The sequence below is a fragment of the Candidatus Abyssobacteria bacterium SURF_5 genome (genome assembly GCA_003598085.1).
GTDB lineage: Bacteria > Abyssobacteria > SURF-5 > SURF-5 > SURF-5 > SURF-5.
The window spans coordinates 22,774-29,008 of record QZKU01000028.1 but is presented as its reverse complement, the minus strand read 5'-3'; the positions used below and the strand labels follow the sequence as shown (position 1 = coordinate 29,008).

5 protein-coding genes are annotated in these 6,235 nt (G+C 53.3%); all 5 read right to left on the bottom strand.

The annotated features are described in order from the left end of the window. Window positions 1–296 precede the first annotated feature (296 nt). The 5 genes from C4520_03235 to C4520_03215 all read right to left on the bottom strand — a co-directional run bounded on the left by C4520_03235 (window position 297) and on the right by C4520_03215 (window position 6,234). Window positions 297–1,874, bottom strand: coding sequence for a 4Fe-4S binding protein (locus C4520_03235; protein ID RJP24920.1), 1,578 nt, complete (start codon window positions 1,872–1,874; stop codon window positions 297–299). A gap of 11 nt (window positions 1,875–1,885) precedes the next feature. Further along, window positions 1,886–2,842 (bottom strand): DUF362 domain-containing protein, encoded by a 957-nt coding sequence (locus C4520_03230; protein RJP24919.1) that lies wholly within the window; start codon window positions 2,840–2,842, stop codon window positions 1,886–1,888. 125 nt (window positions 2,843–2,967) lie between these two features. Then, window positions 2,968–3,672: a hypothetical protein gene (locus C4520_03225; GenBank protein ID RJP24918.1), complete on the bottom strand. Its 705-nt coding sequence runs from the start codon at window positions 3,670–3,672 to the stop codon at window positions 2,968–2,970. Window positions 3,673–3,702: 30 nt separating this feature from the next. After that, complete coding sequence (locus C4520_03220) at window positions 3,703–4,965, bottom strand: YihY family inner membrane protein (GenBank protein RJP24917.1); 1,263 nt, start codon at window positions 4,963–4,965, stop codon at window positions 3,703–3,705. A gap of 147 nt (window positions 4,966–5,112) precedes the next feature. Further along, window positions 5,113–6,234, bottom strand: a complete 1,122-nt coding sequence (locus C4520_03215; protein RJP24916.1) for an ABC transporter permease — start codon at window positions 6,232–6,234, stop codon at window positions 5,113–5,115. Window position 6,235 lies beyond the last annotated feature (1 nt).

Sequence of the window (6,235 nt, the reverse complement as noted above, 5' to 3'; positions counted from 1 at the left end):
GCTACCGCACATTTGAAACCTTTTCGCTTGCCCTTTATCACGTGCTCGGAGACCTTCCTATGCCACAATTAACCCACAAATTCTTGTGAGGAGCTAAAATTATTATACACGAAAACCGGGAAATTTCAATAAGAATCGGATCGAAAAACACTAGATATGGTTGCTAATCGACTTTCGTTTACAATGTATAGCGAAGTGACAAATTTGTACGGGTAGATGAATCCCTTTTCCGGAAGATCAATTATTTATACATTGCACTTCGGAATCAACTCTGTTGCATTATGACCGGTCCATTGCTATGTGGGCAAGAGTTTGGGTTGCACGCCTTTCCTTGCGGCAGTTTGTGCAATCACCCGGACGGCGGCCGGTCCATTCAGCGGACACACGAATTCGCAGATGCCGCATCCGATGCATTCATCTTCGACAACCAGGGGGCGTCGAATAACGCGGGGACCTGCAGGAGTATTGACAGTGACATCGGAGAACTGGATTGCTTTTTTTGGCGTTGGGCAATGTTCCTCACAAACGGCGCAATTATAGTCGGTGGTCCATTGTTTTTCCTCAGTCCAATTCTGATATGCCACCCACGGAATGCAGCGGTTCTTGTCGAAATGAGCCAGGCCCATCTTCACAGCATGTTTTTGTTCGACAGACAGTTGAGGGATTGCGCCGGTCGGACATACAGAGCCGCAGAGTGTACAATTATATTCGCAGTAACCCACTCGCGGAACAAGTTTTGGAGTCCAAAGCGCCTCAAAGCCTCCTTCGAGCAGCGCCGGGTGCAGGGCATTCTTCAAGCACACCTTCATGCATTCGCCGCACCGGACGCATTGCTCCAGAAAGAGGTCCTCTTCTTGCACGCCGGGCGGGCGAATCAGCCATGGATAGAGAGAGCTGCGCTGGTAATTGAGCTTGATCAGGGGGACGACGGCTGCTCCGCTGACCGCGGCGGTGACGAAGGCGCGCCGTGTCAAGACGCCGCCGGATACGCGTTGCGGGGTTTTCGAGGAGAGGCCAAAACTTATGGCCCCTTCGGGACAAACAGACTCGCAGGTGAAACAGTAAACGCATTCACCCCGCACGATCTTCTTGCCGTTGTCGGTAATAGCGTCCGTCATGCACACGCGCTGGCATTTCAGACAACTTGTGCAATTATCGCTGACCCTGCGTCGCAAGAGAGGATATCGGCCTGCGAGCGCGAAAAGGGCGCCGAGGGGGCAAATGCTCCGACACCAGAAGCGGCGGTTAATCATTCCCAGGGCGGCGACGCCGAGGAAGATGGCGGCAAAAAGAATATGCGAGGAAAAAACCAGTTGCTGGAATGAGAGGACATATGTTCGCAGAGACTCTTCAACCGCGTACATGCCTGCATTGATTCCCGGCACGAGGTACAGAACATCCACCGTTCTCTCACCGAGGAAATTCACGTATGGCTGCAGGACCAAGGCATAGGTGCGCGTAATCAGGCTCAGCGGGTCGAACCATCCGGCAAGTTGTGCGCCAAAGAGGGCGCCAACCAGGATGCCCACAAGCAGCGCAAACTTCCATCTCCTGTGGGCAGGCTTTTTATCCGAAGCAGGATTTTTTTTAATTGAAAACAGTTTGTCGGTGATATCGAGGGTGGTCCCCATCGGGCAGACCCATCCGCAGAATGCGCGTCCGATCACCAGCGTGAGCAGCACTAGGATGAGCGCCGGCCAGAACGCAGTGATGAGAGTACGGGAGGCGAGCGAAGCCGACAATGCCAGCAGAGGACTCAGTCGGGGGAAAAGATCCACCGGATACAGGTCATTAAGCGGATATGAAGCGCGCGTCAGGAGGAATATGAAGAACGCGAGGAAAAGGAACTGAGATGAGCGTCTGATTTTTCTCATACTGCCGCTTGCTATGAAAGATTTATCTTCTGCTGAGCAACCTTCTGCAAGTCCATCTCGCCCAGACCAAGCTCGAATGCCCGCGGCACGAAGCCGACCTCCTGGGGTGTCAATCCGAAAATAGTTGTACAATATGCATCAACCGCGACCGGATCTATTCCCGCCACCAAAAGACCTTCCAAGCGGACGTCGGCTGCTGTTCCACTGGCAGGCCCTCGATCGGTAAGGATGCGGTATGCGTCCACAAGAGTAAGGTCGACGGCGGTCACGGTTGCAAAGTCAGCGAGGCGCTGATGGATTTCCGGATGCCAGGTTCCGCGGTTGCCGCCTGCGATACCCATCATGTTTTTCAGGCCAAGCGTCAGGCGCGAGTTGCCGTGATGCTTTGCGATCGGCATGTTAATCAAGACATCGGCTGAGGCGGCATCCTCATAAATCGTCCACTCCCGCATTGATATCCCTTTGGGGATGGAAATCGCGCGGAATTTTCGATCGAGCACATGGGTGATTGACGCGCCCGCTTCCCCGGCGGCTTTTGCGATTCCGCTCGAATCGTATGAGCGGCGAGCGTCATTGCAAGTTCGATCAAAGACCTTTACTGTTTTTGCGCCGGCTTTCTTGCATAAGGCCACGACGGCGGCCACAGCGGCGGGATTTGTCGTTGCCGCCTGCTCGGGGATCCGGTCCCATGCGATGTTGGGCTTCACGACAACCACATCGTTGGGTCTCACCAGCTTGTCGATGCCACCCAACGCTTCGAGCGCTGCTGTTACCATTTTTTTTGGATTTTCGCCGCGAACAATAATCAGTTCCGGCGACAACTGGTGCTCTCTCGGCAGTTTCGGCGCGAACGCAGCCGCCTTTCCGTTGCAACCAATAAGAGAACCGGCGGTCCAAGCGATGCCCGCGGTCCCCACCGATCCCAAAAACCCTCGGCGCGATACCTTGTGATTCATTGATCCCTCCATTTATCCGGCCGGAATGCAATGATTATACCATTTTTGCAGTCTGCTTGTGAAGGAGAAACGGCGGGATCTCACACAGAAATATGAATGAAAAAATCTCTTGAAGAGCGGCCCGGCTTCCGCCTTTCCTATGAAGGGATTTTGGAAAGCACGTTCTTCAGTTGCGCTAGAATGTCTTGCGGCAGTCGGATGCGAGTAGTTTTTGCATATTCGAGAGAATAATCCGCCGCTCGAGTGAGCACGTCGATTCTCACGTCCTGCTGGCGAACAAGGCGATTCAACTCGAACAGGTCCCCCCGCTCGAAGAGGTAGAATTTAGTCCGCACCTGTTCCGCAGCGGCTCCTTCTCCAAAGCTAAGCTTCAGTGAGGCGGTTTGTGTATTCATGTCGCATTCGGCCGACAAATCGATGGACGATTCATTGGCGTTTCTCGGGTCGTTCAACTTGACGATCAGCACGACCCGGTCCACCTGATCGAGCGTATGACAGATCTCGCTGCTCGAGAAGTAGTTGACCATCCATTGGGGAATGACAAAATTATCGCCCCCCGCTTCCAGTAACTCGCGATATTCATATCCTGGCGCGGGCGGTGCAGCCGGAGCGGGCCCGGAAGATTCAGGAATTCTGGATTCCGGCGGAGCGGGGGCGGCGTTCGCTTCCTGAAGTTTCGGCGCTTGGACCCTCTTCAGAACTCGTGGGCCGGCAGGCTCTCTTTTTGCTTCTACGGCTGCGATCGTGAGGGAATCGAGTTCGATTTTCGATTCGCGGAACAGGTACGCCAAGAACACGAAAGCAGCCAGAATGATGATCGCCAGAATGATTAAAGAACTCATGCGGAATTGTCCTCCGTACGAAAACTCAACTCACTTTTCTTCAGCCTCTTTGGAACCGTTAATGAGCATCTGCAGATTCAACTTTTCAAGAGTAGAATTAATCTGAGCTCCCGCTTCCTGAAAATTCTTTTTCAGGTTCTGTGAAACCGGGTCTTTTGCGGCGGCCGGAGCAAGCATGGTGGTGCCGGATACCGCCTCGATGACGTCGCGAACCGTAATTGTGGCCGGGTCCTTTGCCGGATAATATTCCTTGTCCTCGGTGAAGATGACGAGATTCTTTTGAGCAAGAAGATTCAGAATATCGCCCACCATATCCTGCGGAATACCGGCCTCTCTGAGCCGGTCAATGGTGTTTTCCCTGTTTTCGGCCGGAACGCGGAACAGCCTCGTGATCTCCGCCATTGCGCGGACGGAATAGAACTCCAGGTATTCGTGTCCGCTTGTTTTGTTGCTCTGGCGGTATTGAATCGCATAGGCGAGTTCGCTGCCGAACAGGACGATGACCCACGTGAGGAACAGCCACAGGAGAAAAACGGGAATCGTACCGAGCGACCCGTAGATCTGCGTGTACGAGGTCAAATTATTAATATACCAGTTGAACATTCCTTTTGCGATTTCCCAAAAAATGCCGGCCACGACAGCGGCAATGATTGCGGCATGGAAATGGACCTTTGTGTACGGGATGAATTGATAAGCGAACCAGAAGGCGATCACATTCAGCAGGTATGGCACAATCCAGGCAGGCACGATGCCTTCGCTCTCAGCAGTCAGCCGGGCAGCCACGTAAAAGGAAAGGGCGATCAGGATCGGAGTGAATGTCAGCACCGCCCATAGCGAAGTAAGCTTTCCGACGAACGGGCGCTTCTTTCTTACATGCCAGACGGCGTTAAACGTGCTTTCGATATTATTGAAAAGGAAAATAGCGGCGATAATGAGACCGAAGATGCCGAAGATGCCGAGCACTCCCACCTTGGTCGTATATTCGATAAGGTACTGCTGAATGATGTCAGTGCGCGCCGGTATGAAATTCCGGAAAATGAAATTCATGATTTTCTGTTCGATCTCCTGGAATGCCTCGAGCTTGGTAAGGACGAAAAAGGAGATGGCGGCGACGGGTACGAGGGCGAGCAACGTGGCAAAGGCGAGAGCGCTTGCGCGGAGGAGGCACTCATCGGCGAGAAACTCTTTAACGGTGCGGGCGGTCGTCCGGGAAATGATGAATAAAGGTCTGACGAAAAACGAGGACTTTGACCGTCCTCTGCTCCGGAAGAACTCGGCGATTTGTTTTTGAATTCTGCCGCGGGAAACCGTTTTGCGTTACCCCCTGCCAGTGTGCAAGTTAAATGCTCCCATTCCCAAAAATATAGCAGAGGCGGGCATATTTGTCAATTTAGCTTTTTCACCGCTGTTTACTGTTTTCAGAAGGAATTTGCGGCAGCGTCACGAGCTTGTTTTTCCAAACCGATAAACGGCGAGTCCAAGTATGCCGGCGCCGAGCAGCGCCAGAGCCAGCATCTGCGGCCACAGGATGTCGATGCCGACACCCTTCAGAAAGATGCCGCGGATGATCACGAGAAAATAGCGCAAGGGGTTGATATAGGTCAACCATTGGACCGGCAAGGGCATGTTGGCGATAGGGAACATAAAACCGGAGAGCAGGACAGCCGGAAAATAGAAGAAGAACGTCGTCATCATTGCCTGCTGCTGGGTGCCGCTTACTGTCGAGATAAACAAGCCGACGCCGAGCGTTGTGAGAAGAAAAAGCACGGCGGATATCAACAACAGAAACAGGTTCCCGCGGACGGGGACCTCGAACCAGAACACGGCTACCAGTGTCACCGCCAAAACATCGACAAGCCCGATCAATGCGAACGGGAGCATTTTGCCGATAATGAATTCCGGAGCCGAAAGCGGCGTCACAAGCAATTGTTCCATTGTCCCGATCTCCTTCTCTCGCACGATGGCCATGCTGGTGAGCATCAGTGTGATCAACATCACGATGATCGCTATTACACCGGGCACGTAAAATGCGCGGCTTTCAAGGTTCTCATTGAACCATGCCCTTGTCTCGACCTCAATGGGAGAGGCCGGCTGTGATCGCAGGGAAAGACGGTTCATGGTGACCTCACCCGAGAACCGGCGGGTGATCCGTGCGCTGTAATCCAGCAGGATGCCGGCGGTATTCGAATCAGTCCCATCAACGATGAACTGAACGGGAGCGGCGCGAGCGGCTCGAACATCGTTTTCAAATCCATGACGGATGACAAGTGCGGCCTGCACGCCTCCCCTGTCCATTAATCGATGAATTTCGCGCTCATCCTGTACATACCTGATGTCAAAGTAGCGCGATTCGGCAAACTTGGAGATATACTCGCGGCTGGCTATGGTGTCGTCGAAATCAAGCACCGCGGTCCTGGCCTCCCGAAGATCGGTGGTTACTGCATATCCGAACACGAGGACCTGGATGATGGGCATGAGGAAAATGACCCCCTTCATCCTCGGGTCTCGGAAGACCTGAATGAATTCCTTTTTGACCAGATGCTTTATGCGTTCCCACGTCATG

Coding starts and splice junctions, on each gene's coding strand:
- C4520_03230 (RJP24919.1), bottom strand. CDS start 2,842: ATGGAGGGATCAATGAATCACAAGGTATCGCGCCGAGGGTTTTTGGGA.
- C4520_03235 (RJP24920.1), bottom strand. CDS start 1,874: ATGAGAAAAATCAGACGCTCATCTCAGTTCCTTTTCCTCGCGTTCTTC.
- C4520_03225 (RJP24918.1), bottom strand. CDS start 3,672: ATGAGTTCTTTAATCATTCTGGCGATCATCATTCTGGCTGCTTTCGTG.
- C4520_03215 (RJP24916.1), bottom strand. CDS start 6,234: ATGACGTGGGAACGCATAAAGCATCTGGTCAAAAAGGAATTCATTCAG.